This window comes from Corynebacterium pollutisoli, from assembly GCF_900177745.1.
GTDB classification, from domain to species: Bacteria; Actinomycetota; Actinomycetes; order Mycobacteriales; family Mycobacteriaceae; genus Corynebacterium; species Corynebacterium pollutisoli.
Genome location: NZ_FXAR01000001.1, coordinates 237064 through 259703, shown reverse-complemented (window position 1 = coordinate 259703; position 22640 = coordinate 237064). Strand labels below are relative to the sequence as shown.

Here is a 22640-nt window from a genome sequence, read left to right as displayed (position 1 = left end):
TCATGGATCTGACACGCATGCTTGCCGACGCCCGCTTCTACGGCGCCAAGTCCGAGCCCGTCGATGCGGTTGACATCGTCTCCGAGACCCCGGCGGGCGATGCCCGCCTGCTCATCCTGCGGGTCAACGGTCGACACCTCTACCAGGTGCTCGTCGACGCCGACGGCCACGACATCCTCCACGATTCACCGGAGCTCTACCTCGCGGCGCGTCACCTGCCGCAGGGGGAGGCGAAGGCCATCGACGGTGAGCAGTCGAACACCTCGCTCATCGTCGACGACCGGATGGTCAAGGTCTTCCGCCACCTCGAGCCGGGCCTCAACCCGGACGTCGAGCTGCTGTCGCGGATCGCCGACTGCCCCAACATCGCCCCGGTGCGGGACTGGGTGTCGGAGACCATCGACGGTGAGGAGCACACCCTGGCGATGGTGCAGGACTTCGTGCCCGACGCCGACGACGGCTGGCGCTACGCCCTGGGCTTCGCCTCCCACGCCGCACCCTTCGGCCCGGAGGCCTCGCTGCTCGGCGAGGCGACCCGGTGCGTCCATGAGGCGTTGGCGGGGGCGTTCCCGGTCGGCGTCGATAAGCCGTCCTTCCTGCGCTCCCTCGATGAGCTGGTGGGCCGGGCCGCGGTGCTGGAGGAGTTCGCGGACCGTGCCCGGGCCTTCTACGAGGGGCTCGGCGACGAGGTGGACGTGCAGCGCGTCCACGGTGACCTGCACCTGGGTCAGGTGCTGCGCACCCCGGACACCTACATCCTCATCGACTTCGAGGGGGAGCCCGCCCGGCCGCTGGCCGAGCGCCGCCGCCCGGATTCGCCGCTGCGCGATGTGGCCGGCATTCTCCGATCCCTCGACTACGCGGCGCACGTCGCGGGCGCGGGGCCCGAGTGGGCGGAGGCCGCCGGGGACGCCTTCCTCGAGGGGTACGGCGTGGAGCGCTCCCTGCTTCTCGACGCCTACGTCCTCGACAAGGCCCTCTACGAGGTCGTCTACGAATCGGACAACCGGCCCGACTGGGTCGACATCCCGCTGGCGGCGGTGCGGCGGATCCTGGGCTAGTTTCTGCGGGGGCACGTCGGGGTAGTACGTTGGGTTGAGATATCACCAATACCCATCAGGATGTGCCCATGCGATCCCGCACCAGTCTGGGCGTGACCCTGCTCGTCACCGCCTTCATGCTCTTCTCGATGTTCTTCGGGGCGGGCAACCTCATCTTCCCGCCGATGCTCGGCGTCGAGGCCGGCACCAACTTCACGCCGGCCATGCTCGGATTCCTCGGCACCGGCGTGCTGCTGCCGGTGCTCGGCATCATCGCCATCGCCATCTCCGGTGACAACCTCCGGGACCTGGCGTTCCGGGGTGGCCGGATCTTCGGCCTCGTCTTCCCGGTGGTCGCCTACCTGGCCATCGGTGCCTTCTACGCTCTGCCGCGCACCGGTGCCGTCGCCTACGAGACGGCCCTGCAGCCCATCACGGGCTGGGACTCGGTCCTCGCGTCCGCGGCGTTCAACGCGGTGTTCTTCGGCGTGGGCCTGCTGCTGGCGTGGAACCCCGGGTCCATCGTGAAGAACCTGGGCAAGTTCCTCACCCCGGCTCTGCTCGCCCTGCTGGCCGTCCTCGTCGTCATCGCCGTGACCACGTTCGACGGCTCACCGGGTGCCCCGGCGGAGAAGTACGCCACCGCTCCCCTGGCCACCGGCCTGCTCGAGGGTTACCTCACCATGGACTCCATCGCATCCCTGGCGTTCGGCATCATCGTCATCTCCGCGCTGAAGAGCTCCGGCGTCCCCACCGGTGCCCCGCTGGTGCGCGGCACGATCCTCGCCGGTCTCGGCGCGGGCCTGCTGCTGGGTGTCATCTACGTCTCGCTGGGCGTCATCGGCCAGATCATCCCCGACCCGTCCCTCTACGACAACGGTGCGGGCCTGCTGTCCGACGCCGCGAACCTCGCCATGGGCTCCACCGGCCAGGTCATCTTCGGGCTCATCGTCCTGCTGGCCTGCCTCACCACCGCGGTGGGCCTCATCGCCGCGACCAGTGAGTTCTTCCACGTCCTCGTGCCGCGCATCTCCTACCGCGCGTGGGCGATCGGCTTCACCCTGCTCTCCTTCGCCCTGGCGACCATGGGCCTGGACACCGTCCTGTCCGTCGCCGCCCCCGTCATCGGCTTTATCTACCCCCCGGCCATCGCCCTCATCGCGGTGACCCTCCTGCAGCCGCTGCTGCACCACCGCATCACGATGCGCTGGATCTTCCGCCTCCCCATCTGGACCGCCGTCATCTGGTCCGCACTGGTCACCCTCGGCGTCGACCCGCTCGTCGCCTGGTCCCCGCTGCACGACCTCAGTCTCGGCTGGGTCCTGCCCACCGTCATCGCGCTGGTCATTGGAGCGCTCATCGACTCCCGGCAGAAAGCCCTGCAACCGGCGTAGCTCCGGGCCTCAGTGGTCCTCGCGCGCTGGTGAAAAAGGCCGCCGCCCAGTTTGAGGTGGTTGCCGCAACGGCAGGAGACGATCCGTCGGCCCCCCGATCGGTAGTCTGGTGGCATGTCCACTCCCCTTTCGCTCATTGATTTCTGCCATATCTACCCCGGTGAAACCGCCCGTCACTCCATGCGACGTTCGGTGGAGATGGCCCGACGCGCGGAGGAGCTCGGCTACCACCGCATCTGGTACGCGGAGCACCACAACATGCCGCACATCGCGTCGTCGGCCCCCGCGGTGGTCATCGCCCATGTCGGTGCACACACCGAGTCCATCCGCCTCGGCTCCGGCGGCGTCATGCTGCCCAACCACTCCCCCTACGTTGTGGCGGAGCAGTTCGGCACCCTCGCTGAGCTCTACCCCGACCGCATCGACCTCGGACTGGGGCGCGCACCGGGCACGGACATGAACACCCTGGGGCGTGCGCTGCGTCGTAACGCGAACGCCGCCGAGCACTTCCCCCAGGACGTCATGGAGCTGGAGGGCTACCTCGCCGGCCGGTCGCGGATTCCCGGGGTGGACGCCATCCCCGGCGCCGGTACCAACGTGCCGCTCTACATCCTCGGGTCCTCCCTCTACGGTGCAACGCTCGCCGCGCAGCTGGGTCTGCCCTACTCCTTCGCGTCCCACTTCGCGCCCACCCACCTGGAGCACGCGGTGTCGACGTACCGGGAGAACTTCCAGCCCTCGGAGAAGTACTCGGAGCCCTATGTCATCGCGGCGGTCAACGTCGTCGCCTCCGATTCCGCGGCCGACGCCGCCCGCCAGCTGGAGGGCGTCTACCGCCAGCGGGTGAAGTCGATGGCCGGCCGCGGCCGCCCGCTCACCGACGACCAGCTCGACCAGATCATCGAGTCCCACCAGGGCCGCCAGATCATCGACATGCTCCGCTACACGGCCGTCGGCACCGGCGACCAGGTCCGCGACTACCTGGAGGGTTTCCGGGAGACCGCGCAGGCCGACGAGCTCATGATCTCGCTGCAGGGCACCTCCGAGGCGGAGACGACCCGCGGCATGGAGATCCTCGCCGAGGCCTGGGGACTCTAGGTGTACTTTGCCGCCTCCCTAGTCGACGGGGCGGGGCCGCGTCTGTTCGATGATGCGGAAGTTCTCCTCCATTTCGGCGGCCTCGTCGGTGATGAGGTCGCCCCCGATGACGACGTTGCCCGGGATGACGATGTTGCCCTCCTCGTCGTGCTCGAGGACCGGGACGGGCAGGGGGTTGCCCTCGGCGTCGAAGCCCGGGGAGGGGCGGGCCTCGCTGGCGAGGAGCTTCTCGGCGGTGTCGGTCTTCTCCCACTGGCGGGTGCGCAGCTGCTTCGGCGCGGCGGAGTCGTCGAGCATGCCCTTGAACAGGGAGTACATCATGATCATCTGGATGACGAAGAACGGCAGCGCCACGATGATGACCACCTCCTGCAGGGTGGCGATGCCCGTCTCCGGGGAGATGAGCAGCAGGGATCCGGTGACCGCCCCGATGGACAGGGCCCAGCCGACGCGGTACCAGGTGGGGGTCTTCTCCTCCTCACCCGTGGCGAACATGTCGACGACCAGTGCCGCGGAGTCGATGGAGGTGACGAAGAACAGGACGATGACCACCATCGCCAGCACGGCCGTCACGGCGGTGAGGGGGTAGGCCTCGAGCAGGCCGAAGAGCGCGAAGGGAACGTTGCCCTCCTCGACGACGGGCCCGGTGAGGTAGCCGGGGTTGTCCAGCTCGACCTCGATGCCCGCGCGGCCGAAGATGGCGAACCAGATGGTGACGAACAGCGTCGGCAGCAGGAGGACGCCGCCGATGAACTCGCGCACCGTGCGCCCGCGGGAGATGCGCGCGATGAACATGCCCACGTAGGGCGACCAGCAGATGGACCACGCCCAGTAGAACACGGTCCACGTGCCCTGCCAGCCGGGGTTGTGGCTGAAGGAGTCGACCCAGAACATGAGCTCCGGCATGGTCGAGGCGTAGATGCCGAAGGACTCGACGATGAACTTCAGCAGCGTCAGCGTCGGCCCGGTGACGAGGATGAAGAGCATGAGCAGCACGGCGAGGCCAATGTTGAGGTTGGAGAGGATCTTGATGCCGCGGTCGAGGCCGGAGGCCACGGAGATGCAGGCGACGAGTGTGATGAAGGCGATGATGGCCATCTCCACCCAGCTCACCAGCGGCACGCCCCACAGCATGTTCATGCCCGCGTTGATCTGCAGGACGCCGAGTCCGACGGACACCGCGATGCCGAAGATGGTGCCGATGATCGCCACGATGTCGATGATCTTGCCGGGCCAGTCGTAGATGCGGCCGCCGAGCAGCGGGGCGAACACGCTGGACAGGCGCGGTGGAAGTTTGCGCTTGTAGATGAAGTAGCCCAGCGCCAGGCCGGGCAGGGTCATGATGACCCACATGTGGATGCCGAAGTGGTAGTAGGTGAAGGCGAAGGCCTGGTGGATGGCGGCGTCGCTCATGCGTTCCGCGTTGGCCATGGGCACGTTCCAGGCGTGGTTGATGGCCTCGGCCACGCCCCAGAACATGAGGGTCGCGCCCATACCGCCGGCGAAGAGCATGGCGAACCACACGGGCAGCGGGTACTCGGCGTCGGCTTCGTCGTCACCAAGTTTCACCCGTCCGAAGCGGGAGACGAACACGACGATGAGGAAGATGAACACCATCGACACGCCGCCGATGTAGAACCAGCCGAGGTTGGCCATGAGTCCGTCGGCAACGTCCGCGAACGCCACCTGGGCCGTCTCCCCGAGGGCGATCGTGCCGATGACGAAGACCACGATGAAGCCGACGGCACCGAGGAGCACGAACGGATCTGATTCGAGCCGGAATTTTCTGGATGTCATGCATCCATAATGTCAGGCCTCATATGGTTCCGAGCCTATCGACGCCCACTCCGCTCACCCTCCGCAGCAGAAGGTCGACGAGCTCGTACGGCAGGTAGTTGGCGCCGACGGGGAAGGCCACCGTGTACGGGGCGACGGCTCGGGAGGGCCCGCGCTCGGGCACGTGCGCGGGCAGGAGCACCAGGTGCGGCACCCCGCCCCGGGTGTAGAGCTGCAGGTGGGCGAGCCGGTCGACGGGAAACCGGATGCCGGTGTCGGGGAGGGTGACGTGGTCGTCGATAAGCAGGACGGGGCGGGAGCGCCGCCACAGGCGCAGGACCAGCATGATTCCCGCGGCCCCGAGGCCGAGGGCGGGGGCGGCGGCCGCGAGGAGGAAGAGTTCCGGCCACCGTGAGGCCCGGGCGGCGACGAGCAACCCCAGCAGCAGCGGAACGAGGACCACGAGGAACAGCACGAACACGACGACCACCCGGCTGGTCGCCAGGTGCCGGGCGGAGGTCCGCAGTCGGAGGGTGTCCATGATGTGGGAGATGCTACCCAAGCAGCACGGTCACGAGGACGAGCACGGGCAGCGACACGAGGGTGGACACCACCCCGACATCCCGGGCCAGGATCTCGTTGGTGCGGAAACGGAGGGCGTAGGTGAGGACATTCTGGGCGGTCGGCAGCGCGCCGAGTACCACCAGCGCGAACAGGGCCGGGCCCGTCAGACCGAAGACGTAGTGGGCCAGCAGGCCGGAGACCAGCGGCTGGAGAAGATTCTTCAGGGCCACCGCCAGGAGGACATCCCCGCGCAGCAGCACCCGTGAACCCACGAGCGACATACCGAACACCAGCAGCGCGACAGGGACGGAGGCACCGGCGAGCAGCGACACCGGTTCGCTGAGCGCCGCGGGCACCGGGATCCGCAGGAAGCCGATGAGCAGTCCCGCCAGGGCGGCGAGCAGCATGGGGTTGCGGAAGGCCACGGCGATGTTGCGCGCCAGGGTCGACCGCCGGGAGTGGTGCAGCATGTCCAGGGTGGTGAGCGTGACCGGCGCGTAGAACGCGACCTGGAAGAGGATGACGGGGATAACCACGGCGGCGTCGTCAAGAATGTAGACCGCGAGCGGGATACCGAGGTTGCCGGCGTTGGCGTACGAGGACGCCAGCATGCCGATGAGACTGTCGGGTGCGCTCCTCCCCCGCAGGCGGAAGAGGAGGAAACCGATCAGGCCCGCGATGAGGGCGGAGCCGGCGACGACGGCGAAGTTCTCCGAGACGATCGTCCGGGGGTCGGTGCGCAGGAGGATGTCGAAGAGCAGGGCGGGTGTGGCCACAAGATAGACGAGGTTGGCCAGCGCGCGGCGGGCCCCGGGGCCGAGGGCGTCGGTGCGTCCCAGCAGGTAACCGACGGCGATCACCGCCACCACGACACCGAAACCGGCGAGTACCTCCATCACAAGGGTTTACCCTAACGCACACCCAGTGATTGCGATCTCCTCGTTATCCGCTAGTGTCAGTCCATATCCCGCTTTAGTTGCATCGGAAATGTATTGACTTTTCCACACCATACCAATGGAGATCCCGACACCATGGCGTCGCAGCGCGACCAGAAGATCGCCGCCCACATCCGTGAGGCGATCAACAACGGACAGCTCCAGACCGGCGACGAGCTGCCCTCGGAGGCGGAACTCTGCGAACAGTTCGGCTCATCACGCGGCCCGGTCCGGCAGGCCATGATGCTGCTGCGCACCGAGGGCATGATCTCCACCGGCCGCGGCCGCCGCTCCACCGTGCTCGCCCGCTCCGCCAGCGGCTCCTTCGACTCCTCCGTGTCCATCACCGCCTGGCTCGAATCCCACGGACTCATACCCGGCCAGCAGACCCTGCTGCTCGCCCGCCAGCCCGCCGACGAGGAGATCGCCGACCACCTGCGGATCGACCCGGGTGCCCACGTCATCACGCTGCGCCGCCTGCGCACCGCCGACGATGAGCCGATCGCCATCGAGACCATCTACTTCCCCGTGGAGATCGGCCGCCACATCCTCGACCTCGACACCGACACCGAATCGGTCTACCGGCACCTGGTGGAGCGCGACATCGTCGTCGACAACCTCGCCCGCTGCATCTCCGCCACCGTCGCCCGGGAGGAGCAGGCCGAACTCCTCGGCGTCGGAGTCGGGGAGCCGCTGCTGCGCGTCCGCATGGCCGCCTCCGACCAGTACGGCCGGATCATCTCCTTCGCCGACCACTGCTTCCCCGCGGAGAACCTCACCCTCAGCCTCAACACCGTGCGCGGCACCCCCTCGCCGGCGTGCTTCAGCCTACTGTTGTGATGACGACGCGGGCGGCCGGTGAGGCTGTCGCGAAAACCTCGGGGAGTCGGTCGAGGGGGACGGGCCCGTCGCCCTCGGAGTCGAGGAACGCGACCGCCTCCTCGAGGTGCCGCGGCTCGTAGTTGTGCACACCCGTCACCGTCCGCCACCCCCGGACCAGCCACTCCGGGTCAACCTGCACGTCGCCGACCGGCGCCACCGTCCCCGCCAGCACAGCCCGACCTCCGATGTCCAGCGACGCGAGGCATTCGCCGACCGCCGACGCTGCACCCGAGAACTCCAGGGAGACGTCCACGAGGTGCCCGCCACCGGGCCCACTGACCACATCGGCGAGATCCGCCACCAGGGCACGACTGCGCGGATCCGGGTCCGAGGCGATGATCCGCCTGGCACCCCCCCCCGCCCGGGCCGCCACCACCGCGATCATGCCGAGCATGCCCACACCGGTGACGAGGACGGAACGCCCGCACAGGTCGCCCGCCTGCTCCAACGCCGCCATGACGGTGGCCACCGCACACCCCGCGGTCGAGGCGACGGCGTCGGGGATCCGCCCGGGAACCTCCTCCACCGCCTGACCGGCGAGCAGGTGGATGTGCGTGGCATAGGTACCCGACAGGGGCCACGCGCTGTCCACCGCCTCATGCCCCGTCTTGCGGACCTGAACACACTTGGCGGTGAGCCCCCGGCGACACATCGGGCACTCACCGCAGGACGCGGTCACAGAGAACACCACCCGCTGCCCGGGGGCGATCCCCTCCCGGCGGCTCTCCACGACAACATCGACACCGCCACCCGCACCATCGACTCGATCGGCGCCACCGCAGAGGACGCGGAGCTCCTGCGGGTCCCCGAGGGAACCCCCCTCCTCCGGGTCCGGCGCCGGGCCTTCACGACCGACGGCACGCCGATTGAGTCGTCAGATGACCGCTACCTGCACACCGAGGCGAGTTTCACCCTCAACTCCACCCGGAATTCCCCCTCCGGGTTGTCGATGATCAGCGGCTGAGATCGACTAACGTCGCAGACATGACAGTTCGTCGTGTGCTCGCCACGTGGGCGGTCCTGGCCGGACTCGTGACCACGGCCTGCTCCGCCGGCTCCACGGCCACGGAGGTCGGCCGCGTCGCCGGGCAGGAGTCGCTGGTGCTCGGCACCACGGGTGTGCCCGCCTCGCTCGACTTCACCACGACCGGTGGAGCCGCCATCCCGCAGGCCCTCATGGCCAACATCTACGAGGGTCTCGTGCGTATCGACGACGCCGGCGAGGTCACCCCCCTCCTCGCCACCTCGTGGGACGTGTCCGAGGACGCCACCGAGTACACCTTCCACCTGCGTCAGGGCGTCACCTTCTCCGACGGCACGCCCTTCACTGCCGACACCGCGAAGTTCTCCATCGAGTACGTGCAGGAATCGTGGACCAACGGACTGAAGTCGCAGATGGACGTCGTCACCGGGGTGGAGGTGCTCGACGATCACACCCTGCGCGTCACCCTCGAGCGCCCCTCGCACCACTGGCTGTGGTCGATGGGCACGTTGACGGGGGCGATGATGTCGCCGTCGGGCGTCGACACGCTCGCGACCCGCCCCGTGGGCACCGGACCGTACACGCTGGGCCGTTTCGCGGTGGGCGAGTCGATCACGTTCGCCCGGCGGGACGACTACTGGGGCGAGCCCGCGAAGCAGAACGCCGCGATCCGCTACTTCTCCGACGCCACCTCCGCCGTCAACGCCCTGCGCTCCGGTGACATCGACCTCGTGTGGGCGATGCAGGCCCCGGAGCTCCTGGACACCCTGCCGGAGGACTACTCCGTCGAGGTGGGCACCACCAACGGTGAGGTGCTCATCTCCATGAACAATCAGCGCGCCCCCTTCGACGATCCGACCGTCCGGCAGGCCGTCCTCCACGCCGTCGACCGCGCGGCCGTCAACCAGGTCGTGTGGGAGGGACTGGCCACCGACACCGGCGGCGCCCCCGTCCCTCCGACCGACCCGTGGTTCACCGGCGAGGACCACGCCCCGTTCGATCCCGACCGGGCCCGCGAGCTTCTCGACGGCCGCGCACCCGAGATCACCATCTCCCTGCCCTCCCTCCCCTACGCCCAGAACATCTCGGAGCTGCTCTACTCGCAGCTGCGCGACGTCGGGTTCCGGGTCCGCCTGGAGACCGTCGAGTTCCCGGCCGTGTGGCTGGCGGAGGTGATGACGGCGAAGAACTACGACATGTCGATCATCGCCCACGTCGAGGCCCGCGACATCCCCGCACTGTTCGGCAACCCCGGCTACTACCTCGGTTACGACAATGAGCAGGTCCGCGCCGATCTCCTCGCCGCTGACACGGCCGTCACCGTCGAGGAGCAGGTCGACCACATGGAGTCGGCGGTGTCCGCCATCATGTCCGACGCCGGGGCGCTCACCGTCTTCAACCTGCCCAATATTGTCGTCACCGCGCCGGGGGTGAGCGGCGTCGCCCCGACCGTGGTCACCGACGCCCTCGCCCTGGCCGGAATGGAGAAGCGATGATCGCGCGCGTGCTCCTCAGGTTCGTCCTGTCCCTGTTCCTGGCGTCGGTGGTGATCTTCCTCCTGCTGCGCCTCATTCCCGGCGACCCGGCGCGCGTCGCCCTCGGCGTCACCGCCACCGACGAGGCCGTGGAGGCCCTGGCGAGGCAGCTGGGTACCGACCGGCCGCTCGTCGTCCAGTACCTCGACTGGGTGGGTGGCCTGCTCACGGGTGACTTCGGGATGTCGCTGGCTTCGCGGCAGGACATCACCCCGCTCATCATCGACCGGGCCCAGGTATCCCTCATCCTCTGCGGCCTGGCGATGGTGCTCTCCCTGCTCATCGCCCTGCCACTGGGTATGTGGACCGCCAACCGCGTCCTGCCGACGCTGGCCCAGATCGGCATCGCCATCCCCTCCTTCCTCACCGGTATCCTGCTGGTCACCGTGTTCTCGGTGCACCTCGGGTGGGTGCCGGCCAACGGGTGGATTCCCCCGGGCACGGACTTCCTCGGCTTCCTGCAGCGCATCATCCTGCCGGTCATCGCGCTGACGCTGGTGCAGGCGGCGATCCTCACCCGCTATGTCCGTTCCGCGGTCCTCGAGGTGCTGGACCGGGAGTTCATACGGACGGCGCGGAGCACGGGGGCGTCGATAAGCGAGGCGTTGTGGAGGCACGGGCTCCGCAACGCCGCTCTGCCAGTGCTCACGGTGGCGGGCCTGCAGCTGACGAGTCTCATCGTCGGCGCGGTGGTCATCGAGCGCGTCTTCCTCATCCCGGGACTGGGTTCGATGCTGCTGGACTCGGTGGCGCGGCGTGACCTGACGGCGGTGCAGACGATCGTCATGCTGCTCGTGGTGTTCACGCTGACGGTCAACCTCATCGTCGACGTGACCTACCGCCTCATCGACCCGCGGATCAGGAGGAGCACATGAGAAGGCTGCCTGTCTCCGGGTGGATCGGGGCGGTCATCGTCGCCGTCACGGTGCTGTTCGCTCTGGTCTCCCTGGTGTGGACCCCCTACGACCCCGTCCACGCGATGCCCGCCGACCGCCTGCTCGGTTCCTCGGCGGAGCACCTCATGGGCACCGACCGCTACGGCCGCGACGTGTTCTCCCGCATCATGGCGGGGGCCCAGATCACTCTCTTCGTCGGGTTGGTCGCGGTGGGCATCTCCGCGCTGTTCGGTGTGCCGCTCGGTATCGCGGCGGGCATGCGGCGCGGGTGGGCGGAGGCGTTCATCATGCGCGGCATGGACCTCATGCTGGCGTTCCCGGCGCTGCTGCTGGCGATCGTCGCGGGGGCCGCATTCGGGGCGTCGACGCTCACGGCAATGGTGGCGATCGGCATCGCGGGCATCCCCGGTTTCGCCCGCGTCGCCCGCGCCGGCACGCTGCAGATCATGACGCAGGACTTCATCGCCTCCGCCCGCGTCTCCCGGGTACCCGAGCTGGTCATCGCGGGGCGGCACGTGCTGCCGAACATCGCCGGAGTCATCATCGTGCAGGCGTCGGTGGCGTTCGCGCTGGCGATCCTCGCGGAGGCGGCGCTGAGCTTCCTCGGTCTGGGCACCTCCCCGCCCGACCCGTCGTGGGGACGCATGCTGCAGTCGGCGCAGGCCTCGCTGGGTTCCGCCCCACAGCTGGCGCTGTGGCCGGGTCTGGCTATCGCGCTCACCGTGCTGGGGTTCAACCTCCTCGGCGACGGCCTGCGTGACGTCCTCGATCCCTCCAGGAGCCGACGATGACCATCCTCTCCGTGACTGATCTCCGCGTCGGGGACGGGCTTCTCGACGGCATCTCCCTCACCGTCGGCCGCGGCGAGCGCGTCGGGCTCATCGGTGAATCCGGCTCCGGTAAGTCTCTCACCGCCCTGTCGATCATGGGTCTGCTGCCGCGCGGCCTCACCGCCACCGGCTCCGTGGTCCTCGAGGGGCAGGAGCTCATCGGCCTGAGCGACCGCCGCATGCGCCCCCTGCGCGGCAAGGTGGTCTCCATGGTGTTCCAGGAGCCGATGACGGCGCTGGACCCGCTGATGACCGTCGGTAAGCAGGTCGCCGAGGCCGCCGACCGCGACGACGTCACCGACCTCTTCGAGCGCGTCTCCCTCGACCCGGCCCGCATGAACGCCTACCCGCACGAGCTGTCCGGTGGGCAGCGTCAGCGCGTGCTTATCGCGATGGCCATCGCGCAGGATCCCGACCTGCTCATCTGCGACGAGCCCACCACCGCCCTCGACGTCACCGTCCAGGATCAGGTCCTCGATCTGCTCGACCACCTCGTCGATGAGCTCGGTGTCTCGCTGCTGTTCATCACCCACGACCTCGGGGTGATCAACCGGATGTGCCGCCGTGTCCTCGTCATGTCGGAGGGGGCGATCGTCGAGTCCGGCACGACGGAGCAGGTCCTGCGCGCCCCCGAACATCCCTACACGCAGCGCCTCGTCGCGGCCTCCCTACCCGGTGAGCCGGCGGAGATCCGCGCGGTCGGGGCCCCCGTGATCACCCTGGAGAACGTCACCCGCCGGTACGGCACGACGACGGCCCTCGACGACGTGTCCCTGGTGGTCCGCCGTGGCGAACGCCTCGGTGTCGTCGGCGGTTCCGGTTCCGGCAAGACGACGCTGCTCCGCCAGGTCGCGGGTCTCGACCTCCCCGACCAGGGTCACGTGCTTGTCGACGCCGGCGTCCAGGTCGTCTTCCAGGATCCCCGCTCCTCCCTCAATCCCCGCCTGCGGGTCGGCCGTTCCGTCGCCGAGGGAGGTGGCGACCGCGCCCGTGTCCTCGAGGTGTTGTCCGAGGTCGGGCTGCCCGCCGATGCCGTTGAACGCTACCCGCACCAGTTCTCCGGCGGGCAGCGCCAGCGCATCTCCATCGCCCGCGCTGTCGCCGGCAAGCCCGAGATCCTGCTTGCCGACGAGCCCGTCTCCGCCCTCGACGCCTCCGTCCGGGCCCAGGTCCTCGAGCTTCTCGACGAGCTGGTCGACGAGTACGGCCTCACCCTGCTATTCATCTCGCACGATCTCTCCGTGGTCCGCGAGGTGTGTTCGACGGTGGCGGTGATGTACCAGGGGCGCATCGTGGAGCACGGTCCCACCGAGGAGATCTGGGCGAATCCCCGGCACGAGTACACGAAATCCCTGCTGGCGGCCATTCCTCGAATCTGACCCTTGCGGAGTTCGATCATCTGTTCTATGGTGGAGTCGAACATACAGACGAGGGGGTGTGAATGTTGACGACGATGACACTGGATCCGGCCGTGGCCGAGGCGATCAAGTCGGGGGTCGAGCGGGAGGTGTTCGACCTCCTGCACCCCTCGGCGTACTACTCCGTCTCCAGCCGCCACGACAAGGCTGCGGTGCGCGGCACCCGCGCCCGGCGCGAGGACTACGAGATGTGGCAGGAGGAACTGCCCGACGATGACGCCGACTACCGTCTCGCCCTCGCCCGCCTGCGCAGGTCCACCGGGCGCGGTGACACCTTCATCACGTCCGCCATCTTCGCCCACCGCCGCATCCGGCAGCTCCCCCGGCTCAAGGCGGTCCAGGAGCGCCACTTCCACCTGGACATGACCCGGCTCAAGACGATCGACTCGGTCCTCGACAAGATCGACGCCGGCAACGCGGAGCACATGGCCGTCGTCGACGAGGAGCTCGCCACCTTCCTCACCCCGACCCGCGCGAACCAGAACCTGCCCACCCCGGGGCAGATCAGCAAGAAGCTCAACGCCATCATCCAGACCTTCGACACCTCCGTCTCGGAGAACGGCGACCCCCTGCCGGATCCGAAGGACAACTTCTCCGTCGGCTACGACGCGGACCGTTCCTACCTCACCCTCGAGACCGACGCCGTGACCGGCATGGAGATCGAGGAACGCGTACGCAAGTACGCCGTCGCCCACAACATCGGGCAGCCCGAGGCCCTGGCCGCTCTCGTCCGCGGGGAGGGCACGACGAACGTCACCCTCAACATCTACCGCGCGCACGACATCCCGGACGCCCCCGGCTGGATGTCCGGCGTGGGGTACCTCAACCCCACCGTCACCGACGAGTTGGTCGCCCGCGCCTCGAAGTTCCAGGACATGGACGAGCTGTACGACAGGGCGGTCGACGGATACGCCACCCCGGATGACATCCGCGCCGTGGTCATCGGGTTCGACGGCGTGTGCACCGAGGCAGGCTGTGACACCCCGGCCCACCGCGCCCAGATGGAGCACCGGATCAACCACGACGAGGGCGGACCGACCACCGCGGCGAATCTGGCCGCCTTCTGCTCCACCCACCACAACGTGAAGACGGATGGGCGGGTCATCTATCTCATCGACCCGTTCACCAGGGAGAAGTATCTCCTCTACGAGGACGGGACGTGGGTGGTGTCCGAACCCCGCGGCCCCCTGTCCCTCAAGGAGCGTCGCTGGCTGCAGACGGTGGCCCAGCGGAAGCAGAACCGCGAGGAACGCACCCGGGAGAACTCCCAGGACAGACGGGATTTCGAACGGCGGGCCGGGTTGTTCACCCCACCCCCACCGGACGACGATCCCCCACCCTTCTAACCCAGCCTCACCCGTTCCAGCACCTCGTACCGGGGCCCACCCGAGCGCCCTTCGCCGAGCGTCGATTCCACGAGCGCCAGTTCCTCGCACAGGAATTCCGGCCCGTCGTAGACCAGCAGTGCATGCACGAGGTCGCCGACGAGCCAGCGTTCCTGTGTCCGCGCGATGGTCAGGTGGGGCTTCTGCGGCGCGTCGGATTCCTCGATGAGGGTGTCCGCCATGAGGGCACGCAGCGGGCGGACGTCCCCGCCGACGCCCATCCACAGGGTGCGGTGCCCGAAGGAGCCGGCCCCGTGGATCCGGAGGGACAGCGGGCCCGAGGCAGCCGCCGCCTGGGCAAGGTGCGCGAGCAGGTCGGAGTGGTCGTTGGGCATCTGCCCGTAGAAGGCGAGGGTGATGTGCCAGTTGTCCGGGTCGGTCCACCGCAGGTCGCGGGGGTTGGCCTCCCGGATGGGACGGAGGGCGTGGACGAGGTGTTCACGTGCCTCGCGGGAGATGAGCAGGGCGGAGAAGAGTCGTTTCATGTGTCAGCGGGAGACGTCGAAACTCCCTGTCGTGTCGAAGTGGAGGTGGACGGTGTCGCCGACGGAGGCACCGAGGTCCCGGAGGAAGCGGGCGATGGAGCCGAGGCGGATCTCGGTGTCGTCCATCATGAGGGCCTGGGGGCCGAGGCGGGTGTCCAGCGAGCGGTGGCCCTGGCGGTGGACCTGCACGAGGGAGCCGATGGCGAGGGGGACGGGGACGGCGGCGTCGGCAAGCAGCTCCTCGGTGACGGTCACGGGCAGGGACCAGGAGGCGACGAGGGTGGGTTCGCGCTGCGGGAACCAGGTGCCCGGGCTGGGGACGTCGGCCATGCGGACGTGGCCGTCGACGATCTGGAAGTCGCCGGAGGCGGCGACGGTGCGCACGGCGGCACGGTCGTAGGGGGCGGAGTCGAGCATGGGTTGCAGTTCGGTGCGGCCGGCGTGGATCTCGGCGGCGATCCATTCAGGGATGAGCATGAGCTAGACGCTACCGGCGTTGACCTTGAGCAGCATGTCGACGAGTTCCTCGGCGTCGTTCGGGTGGTACTCGGCGGGGCGGTTGCGGATGGGGCGGCAGGTGTCGATGGCGTCGCGCCAGCGCTGCGGGATCCCCGACACTCCGTGGACGCCGCCGAGGAAGGCTCCGACGATGGCGGCGTTGGTGTCGGTGTCGCCGCCGCGGCCGATGGTGCGGACGAGTGCCTCCTCGAAACTGTCACCTCGGGAGGCCTCGTGGACGGTGAGGGTGAAGGCGTGGCGGACCCACCCCTCCTGGGTGACGGTGTCGCCGGGCTCGTCGTCGGCCAGGCCCTCGCAGCCGTAGTTGCGGAAGAGCTCCATCGGGTCGGCACCGTCGCGGATCACGCCGGCGAGTACCCCGGTCCACACGGCGTTGACGTCGAGGCAGTAGGAGTTGGGGTGGGTGAGTGCGGCGTCGGTGCGCGCGAGCGACGCGGCCGTGGCGGGGTCGGAGTGATAGGCGATCGCCACCGGGGAGATGCGCATGAGCGCGCCGTTCGCCTGGGAGTTCTCGTTGAACTGGCCGCGCAGCGCCCCGCTGATGGTGGCGCCGATGTCGAAGGGGTGGGAGTCGTACCAGCGTCGGTAGGAGGCGAGGACGTCGGCGCGGTCGTAGCCGCCGTTGCGCACCAGTGAGCGGGCGAGGGCGAGGGCCATCTCGGAGTCGTCGGTGGGCTGACCGGCGGCGATGTTGTGGGTGCCGCCGTCGGCCATCTCGCGGACGCCGTCGGGGTAGGCGGCGGCGATCTCGCCGGGGCGCCGGAATTCGACGAGCGCGCCGAGGTTGTCGCCGATGAGTTGTCCGTACCAGGCGCCGAGGGCGCGATCGCGAATGGTCATGGCAGCAAGTGTACGTGCGCCCCGGCACAACTGAAATCAACCTGTGACCTGGACCACTTGACGGTGCCGCGGCCCTCACATTAGCCTCATGGGAAACGGGAATGCAAACGATTGCACCGAGGAAGGAGACCCCCGATGGCACGCGCCACGCTGAAGGATGTCGCCGCGGCCGCGGGGGTCTCCGTGTCCACCGCCTCCCGCGCCCTCGCCGACAACCCCGCCATCGCCCCGGCCACCCGGGACCGCGTCCGCGCCTGCGCCGCCGACCTCGACTACCAACCGAACGCCCAGGCCCGGGCCCTGCGTAGCTCCCGCACCAGCATCATCGGACTGACCGTGCCCAGCCTGGTCAACCCCTTCTTCGCCACGATGGCCCACGTCATCCAGCAGGAGGCCTCCCGCCACGGCCTGTCCACCATCATCTCGTCGACGGCGGAGGATCCGGCCCAGCTCGCCACCTCCCTGGGCACCCTCGCCTCGCAGCAGGTGGACGGCATCCTCGCGGTCCCCTACAACGGCTCCGACGACGCCTTCACCCGCCTCCCCATGCCCGTCGTCCTCGTCGACCGCGAGCTTCCCGACGCCGGCCTGCCCACCATCGCCTCCGACCCCCGCCCGGGAATCGACGCCGCCGTCGCCCACCTCCTGGAGCGCGGTCACCACCACATCGGCTACCTCTCCGGGCCCATGACCACGTCCACCGGCGTGGGCCGACTCGCGGCCTTTGAGGAGGCGTGCGGGAGGCACGGCGTCGATAAGCGGGAGATCCACCACGGCGGATTCGACCGCGCCGAGGGGCATCAGGGCACCCTCGACCTCCTCGACCGCGGGGTGGAGGCGATCATCGCGGGCGACTCCATGATGTCGGTCGGTGCTCTGGAGGCGTGCCATGCGCGGCAGGTCGCCATCGGCCGTGACCTCGCGCTCATCGGCTTCGACGACAACTCCACCATGCGCCTGCAGGCCTCCCCCGTCACGGTCATCGACCAGAACGTCGCCGACCTGGGAACCCGGGCGCTGCACCTGCTCATCGACCTCATGTCGGGGACGTCGCCGCCGCCCGCGCCGACGACCCCCACCACCCTCATCATCCGTCCATCCAGCGATTTCACCCGAAGGAGGCACCATCGTGACTGAAGCGCTGCTGACACTGGAGAAGGTCTCCAAGTCCTTCGGCCCCGTCAACGTCATCGACCAGGTCAGCGTCTCCGTGTACCCGGGCAAGGTCACGGCCCTGCTCGGGGAGAACGGCGCGGGCAAGTCCACGCTGATCAAGATGATGTCGGGCGTCTACCAGCCCGACTCCGGCACGATCATCGTCGACGGACAGCCCACGACCCTGCCCACCACGAAGGCGGCCGAGGCCCTCGGCATCGCCACCATCCACCAGGAACTCAACCTGGTGCCCACCATGTCCGTCGCCGAGAACGTCATGCTCGGTCGCACCCCCGAGAAGTTCGGCCTGGTCAACTACCGGGAGCTGCGTCGCCGCGCGCAGGCCGCGCTCGACATCATCGGCGTCAACGTCGACCTGGACACCCCGGTCGGGGAACTCGGCATCGCACGGCAGCAGCTCGTGGAGATCGCCAAGGCGCTGTCCATGGACGCCCGCATGCTCATCCTCGACGAGCCCACCGCGGCCCTCACCGGCCACGAGATCGACCAGCTGTTCAGCGTCGTCGACGACCTCAAGGCCAAGGGGGTGGGCATGGTCTTCATCTCCCACCACCTCGACGAGATCGCACGCATCGCCGACACCGTCTCGGTCCTGCGCGACGGCGAGTTCGTCGCTGAGGTCCCCGCCGACACCCCCGAGGAGGAACTCGTCCGCCTCATGGTCGGCCGCGACATCGACGACCAGTTTCCCCGCGTGGTCCCCGAGGTCGGGGACGTGCTTCTCGACGTCGACTCCCTCACCGCCGCCGGCCGCTTCCAGGATGTCTCTTTCCAGGTCCGCGCCGGTGAGGTCGTCGGTGTCGCCGGGCTGGTCGGCGCCGGTCGCACCGAGGTGGTGCGCGCCATCGCGGGTGCCGACCCCATCGACTCCGGCACCGTCCGCATCGAGGGGAAGGACCTGCGGCACAACGACATCGCCGAGGCCATCCGCCGCGGCGTCGGCCACGTGCCCGAGGACCGCAAGGCCCAGGGCCTGGTGCTCGGGGCCAGCGTCGAGGAGAACCTCGGCCTGGCCACCCTCCGCTCCACCGCGAAGTTCGGCCTCGCCGACCGCAGCGGGCAGAAGCGCCGCTCCGCGGAGGTCGCCGAGAAACTGCGCATCCGGATGGCGGGCCTCGACCAGGAGATCCGCAACCTCTCCGGCGGCAACCAGCAGAAGGCCGTCTTCGGCCGCTGGGTCCTCGCCGGCTCCCGGGTGCTGCTTCTCGACGAGCCCACCCGCGGCGTCGACGTCGGCGCCAAGGTGGAGATTTACAACATCATCAATGAACTCACCGCCGCGGGCGGCGCCGTCCTCATGGTCTCCAGCGAGTTGCCGGAGGTGCTCGGGATGTCGGACCGCGTGCTCGTCATGTCGGGAGGTCGACTCGCCGGAGAACTCCCCAACACCGCCACCCAGGACGAGGTGATGGCGCTCGCGGTCTCCCAGATCGACGACGCCCTCACCTCTGAAACCCTCGATCACCTCGACAAGGAGAACCGATGACCACCACCACTTCCTCCGGGCAGAAGGTGCTCAACTGGGTGATGAACAACGGCGCCCTGGTGGGACTCGTCGTCCTGTGCGTCGCCCTGTTCATCGCCACCCCGCACTTCCTCACCGTCAACAACTTCCTCAACATCGGCATCCAGGCCGCGACCGTGGCCATCCTGGCGTTCGGCATGACCTTCGTCATCGTCACGGCCGGCATCGACCTGTCGGTCGGCGCGGTCGCCGCACTCGGCGCGATGGTCTCCGCCTGGTTCTGGGTCGACGCCGGGCTGCCCGGCTGGCTCACGCTCATCGCGGGCCTGCTCACGGGCCTGCTCGCCGGTGCCATCAGCGGCATCGCCACGGCGTACGGAAAGTTGCCGGCGTTCATCGCCACCCTGGCGATGATGTCCATCGCCCGCGGCGCCACCCTGGTCATCTCGCAGGGCTCCCCCATGGCCACCGCCCCGACCGTCAACTGGCTGGGCCGCACGGTGGGAGGCATCCCGATCCCGATCGTCATGATGGTCATCGCCGGTTTCGTGTGCTGGTTCATCCTCTCCCGCACGGTGCTGGGCCGGTCGATGTACGCCATCGGCGGCAACGTGGAGGCGGCCCGCCTCTCCGGTCTGCCGGTGAAGAAGATCCTCGTCACCGTCTACGCCCTGTCGGGCCTGTTCGCCGGCCTCGCCGGCCTGGTCATGGCCGGTCGTCTCTCCTCGGCGCAGCCGCAGGCCGGCGTCGGTTATGAGCTGGACGCCATCGCGGCCGTCGTCATCGGCGGTGCCTCCCTGGCGGGCGGTACCGGTAAGGCGACCGGCACGCTCATCGGCGCCATCCTGCTGGCCGTCATCCGTAACGGCCTCAACCTCCTCAACGTCTCCTCCTTCTGGCAGCAGATCGTCATCGGCCTCGTCATCGCCCTGGCCGTCGGCTTCGACGTGCTGCGCAAGAAGACCACCACCTAGCAACCCTCCCCGAAAGGAACATCATGTCCATCGCACGCAAGTCCCTCGCCATCGTCGCCTCCGTCTCCCTCGCCATGGGGCTGGCCGCCTGTAACCGTGACTCCGCCGGCGACGGCTCCGTCACCCTGGCGCTGTCGACGCAGACCAACCCGTTCTTCGTGCAGCTGCGCGACGGCGCGCAGGCGAAGGCCGACGAGCTGGGTATCACCCTCAACATCCAGGACGCCTCCGACGACGCCTCCACCCAGATCAACCAGCTCAACAACGCGGCCAGCTCGGGCGCGGACGTCGTCATCGTCAACCCGACGGATTCCGACGCCGTCGTCCCCGCCGTCGAGGCCCTCAACAACGCGGACATCCCGGTCATCGCCGTCGACCGCTCCTCCAACGGCGGCGAGGTCGCGTCCTTCATCGCCTCCGACAACGTCGCCGGCGGTCGGCAGGCGGCGGACGCCCTGGCCGCGGCCATCGGCGAGGAGGGCGACGTCATCGTCCTGCAGGGTATCGCCGGCTCCTCCGCCTCCCGCGACCGCGGGCAGGGCTTCAACGAGGGCATCGCCGCATACCCGAACATCAACGTCGTGGCCACCCAGACCGCCGGTTTCGACCGCACCCGCGGCCTCGACGTCGCGTCCAACCTGCTGCAGGCCCACCCGAACGTCAAGGCGATCTTCGCGGAGAACGACGAGATGGCCCTCGGCGCCCTCGAGGCCCTCGGGGCCCGCGCCGGTGAGGACGTCATGGTCGTCGGCTTCGACGGCACCGACGACGGTCTGGCCGCGGTGCAGGACGGCCGCTTGGTCGCCACCATCGCGCAGCAGCCGGGCGAGCTCGGTGCGCAGGCCGTGGAGCAGGCGAAGAAGATCCTCGACGACCAGACCCCGGACGAGGAGGTCCCGGTCGACGTCGTCACCGTCACCCGCGAGAACGTCGGTGACTTCGAGTGACGGATCCCATCGAGGTAGCCGTCGTCGGCTCCGTCAACGCCGACCTCAGCGTCCGCGTCCCCCGCCACCCGCTGCCCGGGGAGACCCTCCTCGGGTCGGGTGGGGTGGTGACGGCCGGCGGCAAGGGCGCCAACCAGGCGGTCGCCGCCGCGCTGCAGGGCGCGTCGGTGGCGATGGTCGGCGCGGTCGGCGACGACCCCTACGCCGCCCCCGCCACGGAGATCCTGCGGTCCTCCGGCGTGGATCTCTCGGCGGTGGCCACGGTCCCCGGCACCACCGGCCTGGCCGTCATCACCGTCGACGCGGGCGGGGAGAACACCATCGTCGTCGTCCCCGGCGCCAATGCGCTTGTCGACGCCGCCTTCGTCGAGGAACGCGCCCCCCTCATCGAGTCCGCGCAGATCGTCCTCCTGCAGGGCGAGATCCCGGCGGACGGGTTCGCCGCCGCCGTCGGCCTGGCCACGGGGCGCGTCGTGGTGAACCTGGCCCCGGTGATCGAGGTCGACGTCGACAAGCTCCTGCAGGCCGACCCCCTGCTGGCCAACGAACATGAGGCCGGGCTCGTCCTCGACATGCTCGGGGCGGGCATCGCGTCCGAGGATCCGGAGGACCTCGTGGCCGCGCTTCTCGACGCCGGGTTCCCCTCCGTCGTCCTCACCCTCGGCGCCCGCGGCGCGATGGTGGGCGTCGGCAACGAGCGCACCCCGATCCCGACGCCGCGCGTGACCCCCGTGGACACCGTCGGCGCCGGGGACGCCTTCGCCGGGGCCCTCGTGGCGCGGCTCGTCGCCGGGGACCACCTCATCGCCGCCGCCGAGCACGCCGCCCGGGTCGGGGCGTTCGCCACCCTCGGCGAGGGCGCGCAGACCTCCTACCCCGCGGCGTCGGACGTCCTCCCGGAGGTGGGCGATGCGTAGGTCAGGGATCCTCCACGCCGAGCTGGCGGGCCGGATCAACCGGTTGGGGCACACGGACACGATCGTCATCGCCGACTGCGGGCTGCCCGTCCCCGCCGGGGTGCCGGTGGTCGACCTGGCGCTGGTGTCCGGCATCCCGCGTTTCGCGGAGGTGCTCGACGCCTACCTCGCCGAGGTCGTCGTCGAGGGCGTGACGCTCGCGGCGGAGACCCCGGGCGAGGTCCGCTCCCTCCTGCCGGACGTGCCCCGGACCGAGGTCCCCCACGAGGAGCTGAAGAAGCAGGTGGCCGGGGCGGCCTTCGTCATCCGCACCGGCGAGACCACCCCCTACGCGAACGTCATCCTCCACAGTGGGGTGCCGTTCTAAAAGCGCCAAAAGGGACCGCACCCGGTCCTTGGCTGTCAGGCCACTATCCCCCGTACACCTGGGTGAGGATACCCGGGTGGAGGACTCGTTCCTCGGAGACCTCGAAGACCCCGAGTTCCGTGGCGAGTCGATCGAATTCGGTGACCTCTGTCGTGGACAGGGTCACATGCTCACGGTTGCTATGCATACGCACCTCCGGTCGACCTGTTACGCCA

24 protein-coding genes are annotated in these 22640 nt (G+C 69.1%); 16 read left to right on the top strand and 8 right to left on the bottom strand.

All coding sequences use genetic code 11. From position 1 onward, the window contains the following. The first annotated feature begins 2 nt into the window (after positions 1-2). The 3 genes from B9Y70_RS01270 (at position 3) to B9Y70_RS01260 (ending at position 3532) form a co-directional block, all read left to right on the top strand. Positions 3-1061, top strand: coding sequence for a hypothetical protein (locus tag B9Y70_RS01270; protein ID WP_085548432.1), 1059 nt, complete (start codon positions 3-5; stop codon positions 1059-1061). Between the two features lie 68 nt (positions 1062-1129). Further along, positions 1130-2434 carry a branched-chain amino acid transport system II carrier protein gene (gene brnQ, locus B9Y70_RS01265; protein WP_085548431.1) on the top strand — a complete coding sequence of 435 codons (1305 nt, stop codon included), beginning with the start codon at positions 1130-1132 and terminating at the stop codon, positions 2432-2434. Positions 2435-2548: 114 nt separating this feature from the next. After that, the gene (locus B9Y70_RS01260) at positions 2549-3532 is read left to right on the top strand and encodes an LLM class flavin-dependent oxidoreductase (protein ID WP_085548430.1); all 984 of its coding nucleotides are present in this window, start codon (positions 2549-2551) and stop codon (positions 3530-3532) included. Positions 3533-3550: 18 nt separating this feature from the next. Here the strand turns inward: B9Y70_RS01260 and B9Y70_RS01255 are convergent, their stop codons facing one another. The 3 genes from B9Y70_RS01255 to B9Y70_RS01245 are packed head-to-tail and all read right to left on the bottom strand — an operon-like array spanning position 3551 to position 6771. Beyond that, entirely contained in the window at positions 3551-5329 is a 1779-nt protein-coding gene (locus B9Y70_RS01255) for a BCCT family transporter (protein ID WP_085548429.1), read from the bottom strand. A 19-nt stretch (positions 5330-5348) separates the two neighbouring features. Next, positions 5349-5849, bottom strand: coding sequence for a hypothetical protein (locus B9Y70_RS01250; RefSeq protein ID WP_143337456.1), 501 nt, complete (start codon positions 5847-5849; stop codon positions 5349-5351). A 13-nt stretch (positions 5850-5862) separates the two neighbouring features. Next, positions 5863-6771, bottom strand: coding sequence for an AEC family transporter (locus tag B9Y70_RS01245; RefSeq protein ID WP_085548427.1), 909 nt, complete (start codon positions 6769-6771; stop codon positions 5863-5865). Between the two features lie 132 nt (positions 6772-6903). Between B9Y70_RS01245 and B9Y70_RS01240 the strand changes: the two genes are divergently transcribed. Then, positions 6904-7647: a GntR family transcriptional regulator gene (locus B9Y70_RS01240; RefSeq protein ID WP_085548426.1), complete on the top strand. Its 744-nt coding sequence runs from the start codon at positions 6904-6906 to the stop codon at positions 7645-7647. On the opposite strand, the gene B9Y70_RS01235 is transcribed toward B9Y70_RS01240, so the two are convergent. Further along, positions 7631-8368 carry a zinc-binding dehydrogenase gene (locus B9Y70_RS01235; protein WP_240309081.1) on the bottom strand — a complete coding sequence of 246 codons (738 nt, stop codon included), beginning with the start codon at positions 8366-8368 and terminating at the stop codon, positions 7631-7633. The genes B9Y70_RS01240 and B9Y70_RS01235 overlap by 17 nt on opposite strands. On the opposite strand from B9Y70_RS01235, the gene B9Y70_RS01230 reads away from it, so the two are divergent. From B9Y70_RS01230 to B9Y70_RS01205, 6 genes are all read left to right on the top strand, one after another. Next, complete coding sequence (locus B9Y70_RS01230; RefSeq protein ID WP_085548804.1) at positions 8288-8653, top strand: UTRA domain-containing protein; 366 nt, start codon at positions 8288-8290, stop codon at positions 8651-8653. The genes B9Y70_RS01235 and B9Y70_RS01230 overlap by 81 nt on opposite strands. A 20-nt stretch (positions 8654-8673) precedes the next feature. Beyond that, positions 8674-10167 carry an ABC transporter substrate-binding protein gene (locus B9Y70_RS01225; protein WP_085548424.1) on the top strand — a complete coding sequence of 498 codons (1494 nt, stop codon included), beginning with the start codon at positions 8674-8676 and terminating at the stop codon, positions 10165-10167. Then, entirely contained in the window at positions 10164-11081 is a 918-nt protein-coding gene (locus B9Y70_RS01220; protein ID WP_085548423.1) for an ABC transporter permease, read from the top strand. Before B9Y70_RS01225 ends, B9Y70_RS01220 begins: the two co-directional genes overlap by 4 nt. Then, positions 11078-11893, top strand: a complete 816-nt coding sequence (locus B9Y70_RS01215; RefSeq protein WP_085548422.1) for an ABC transporter permease — start codon at positions 11078-11080, stop codon at positions 11891-11893. The genes B9Y70_RS01220 and B9Y70_RS01215 overlap by 4 nt, the downstream gene beginning before the upstream one ends. Beyond that, the gene (locus B9Y70_RS01210; RefSeq protein WP_085548421.1) at positions 11890-13311 is read left to right on the top strand and encodes a dipeptide ABC transporter ATP-binding protein; all 1422 of its coding nucleotides are present in this window, start codon (positions 11890-11892) and stop codon (positions 13309-13311) included. Before B9Y70_RS01215 ends, B9Y70_RS01210 begins: the two co-directional genes overlap by 4 nt. A 74-nt stretch (positions 13312-13385) precedes the next feature. Further along, complete coding sequence (locus B9Y70_RS01205; RefSeq protein WP_085548420.1) at positions 13386-14696, top strand: HNH endonuclease signature motif containing protein; 1311 nt, start codon at positions 13386-13388, stop codon at positions 14694-14696. Here B9Y70_RS01205 and thpR read toward each other — a convergent pair. From thpR to B9Y70_RS01190, 3 genes are read right to left on the bottom strand one after another with little or no spacing between them, the layout of a single operon-like run. Next, complete coding sequence (gene thpR / locus B9Y70_RS01200; protein WP_085548419.1) at positions 14693-15220, bottom strand: RNA 2',3'-cyclic phosphodiesterase; 528 nt, start codon at positions 15218-15220, stop codon at positions 14693-14695. The two genes, B9Y70_RS01205 and thpR, sit on opposite strands and share 4 nt — an antisense overlap. A 3-nt stretch (positions 15221-15223) precedes the next feature. Further along, positions 15224-15697 (bottom strand): hypothetical protein, encoded by a 474-nt coding sequence (locus B9Y70_RS01195; RefSeq protein ID WP_085548418.1) that lies wholly within the window; start codon positions 15695-15697, stop codon positions 15224-15226. A gap of 3 nt (positions 15698-15700) precedes the next feature. Further along, complete coding sequence (locus tag B9Y70_RS01190) at positions 15701-16579, bottom strand: ADP-ribosylglycohydrolase family protein (protein WP_085548417.1); 879 nt, start codon at positions 16577-16579, stop codon at positions 15701-15703. Positions 16580-16714: 135 nt separating this feature from the next. Between B9Y70_RS01190 and B9Y70_RS01185 the strand changes: the two genes are divergently transcribed. The 6 genes from B9Y70_RS01185 to rbsD are packed head-to-tail and all read left to right on the top strand — an operon-like array spanning position 16715 to position 22425. Next, positions 16715-17716, top strand: coding sequence for a LacI family DNA-binding transcriptional regulator (locus B9Y70_RS01185; RefSeq protein ID WP_085548416.1), 1002 nt, complete (start codon positions 16715-16717; stop codon positions 17714-17716). After that, a complete protein-coding gene (locus B9Y70_RS01180) occupies positions 17709-19241 on the top strand; it encodes a sugar ABC transporter ATP-binding protein (protein WP_085548415.1) in 1533 nt (510 codons plus the stop codon). Before B9Y70_RS01185 ends, B9Y70_RS01180 begins: the two co-directional genes overlap by 8 nt. Then, the gene (locus B9Y70_RS01175; protein WP_085548414.1) at positions 19238-20194 is read left to right on the top strand and encodes an ABC transporter permease; all 957 of its coding nucleotides are present in this window, start codon (positions 19238-19240) and stop codon (positions 20192-20194) included. Before B9Y70_RS01180 ends, B9Y70_RS01175 begins: the two co-directional genes overlap by 4 nt. A gap of 23 nt (positions 20195-20217) precedes the next feature. Then, positions 20218-21141, top strand: a complete 924-nt coding sequence (locus tag B9Y70_RS01170; RefSeq protein WP_085548413.1) for a D-ribose ABC transporter substrate-binding protein — start codon at positions 20218-20220, stop codon at positions 21139-21141. 8 nt (positions 21142-21149) lie between these two features. Next, on the top strand, positions 21150-22058 hold the full coding sequence (locus B9Y70_RS01165) for a ribokinase (protein ID WP_085548803.1): 909 nt from the start codon (positions 21150-21152) through the stop codon (positions 22056-22058). Then, the gene (gene rbsD, locus B9Y70_RS01160) at positions 22051-22425 is read left to right on the top strand and encodes a D-ribose pyranase (RefSeq protein ID WP_085548412.1); all 375 of its coding nucleotides are present in this window, start codon (positions 22051-22053) and stop codon (positions 22423-22425) included. Before B9Y70_RS01165 ends, rbsD begins: the two co-directional genes overlap by 8 nt. A gap of 43 nt (positions 22426-22468) precedes the next feature. On the opposite strand, the gene B9Y70_RS12710 is transcribed toward rbsD, so the two are convergent. Continuing rightward, entirely contained in the window at positions 22469-22612 is a 144-nt protein-coding gene (locus B9Y70_RS12710; protein WP_159449761.1) for a hypothetical protein, read from the bottom strand. Between the last annotated feature and the right edge of the window lie 28 nt (positions 22613-22640).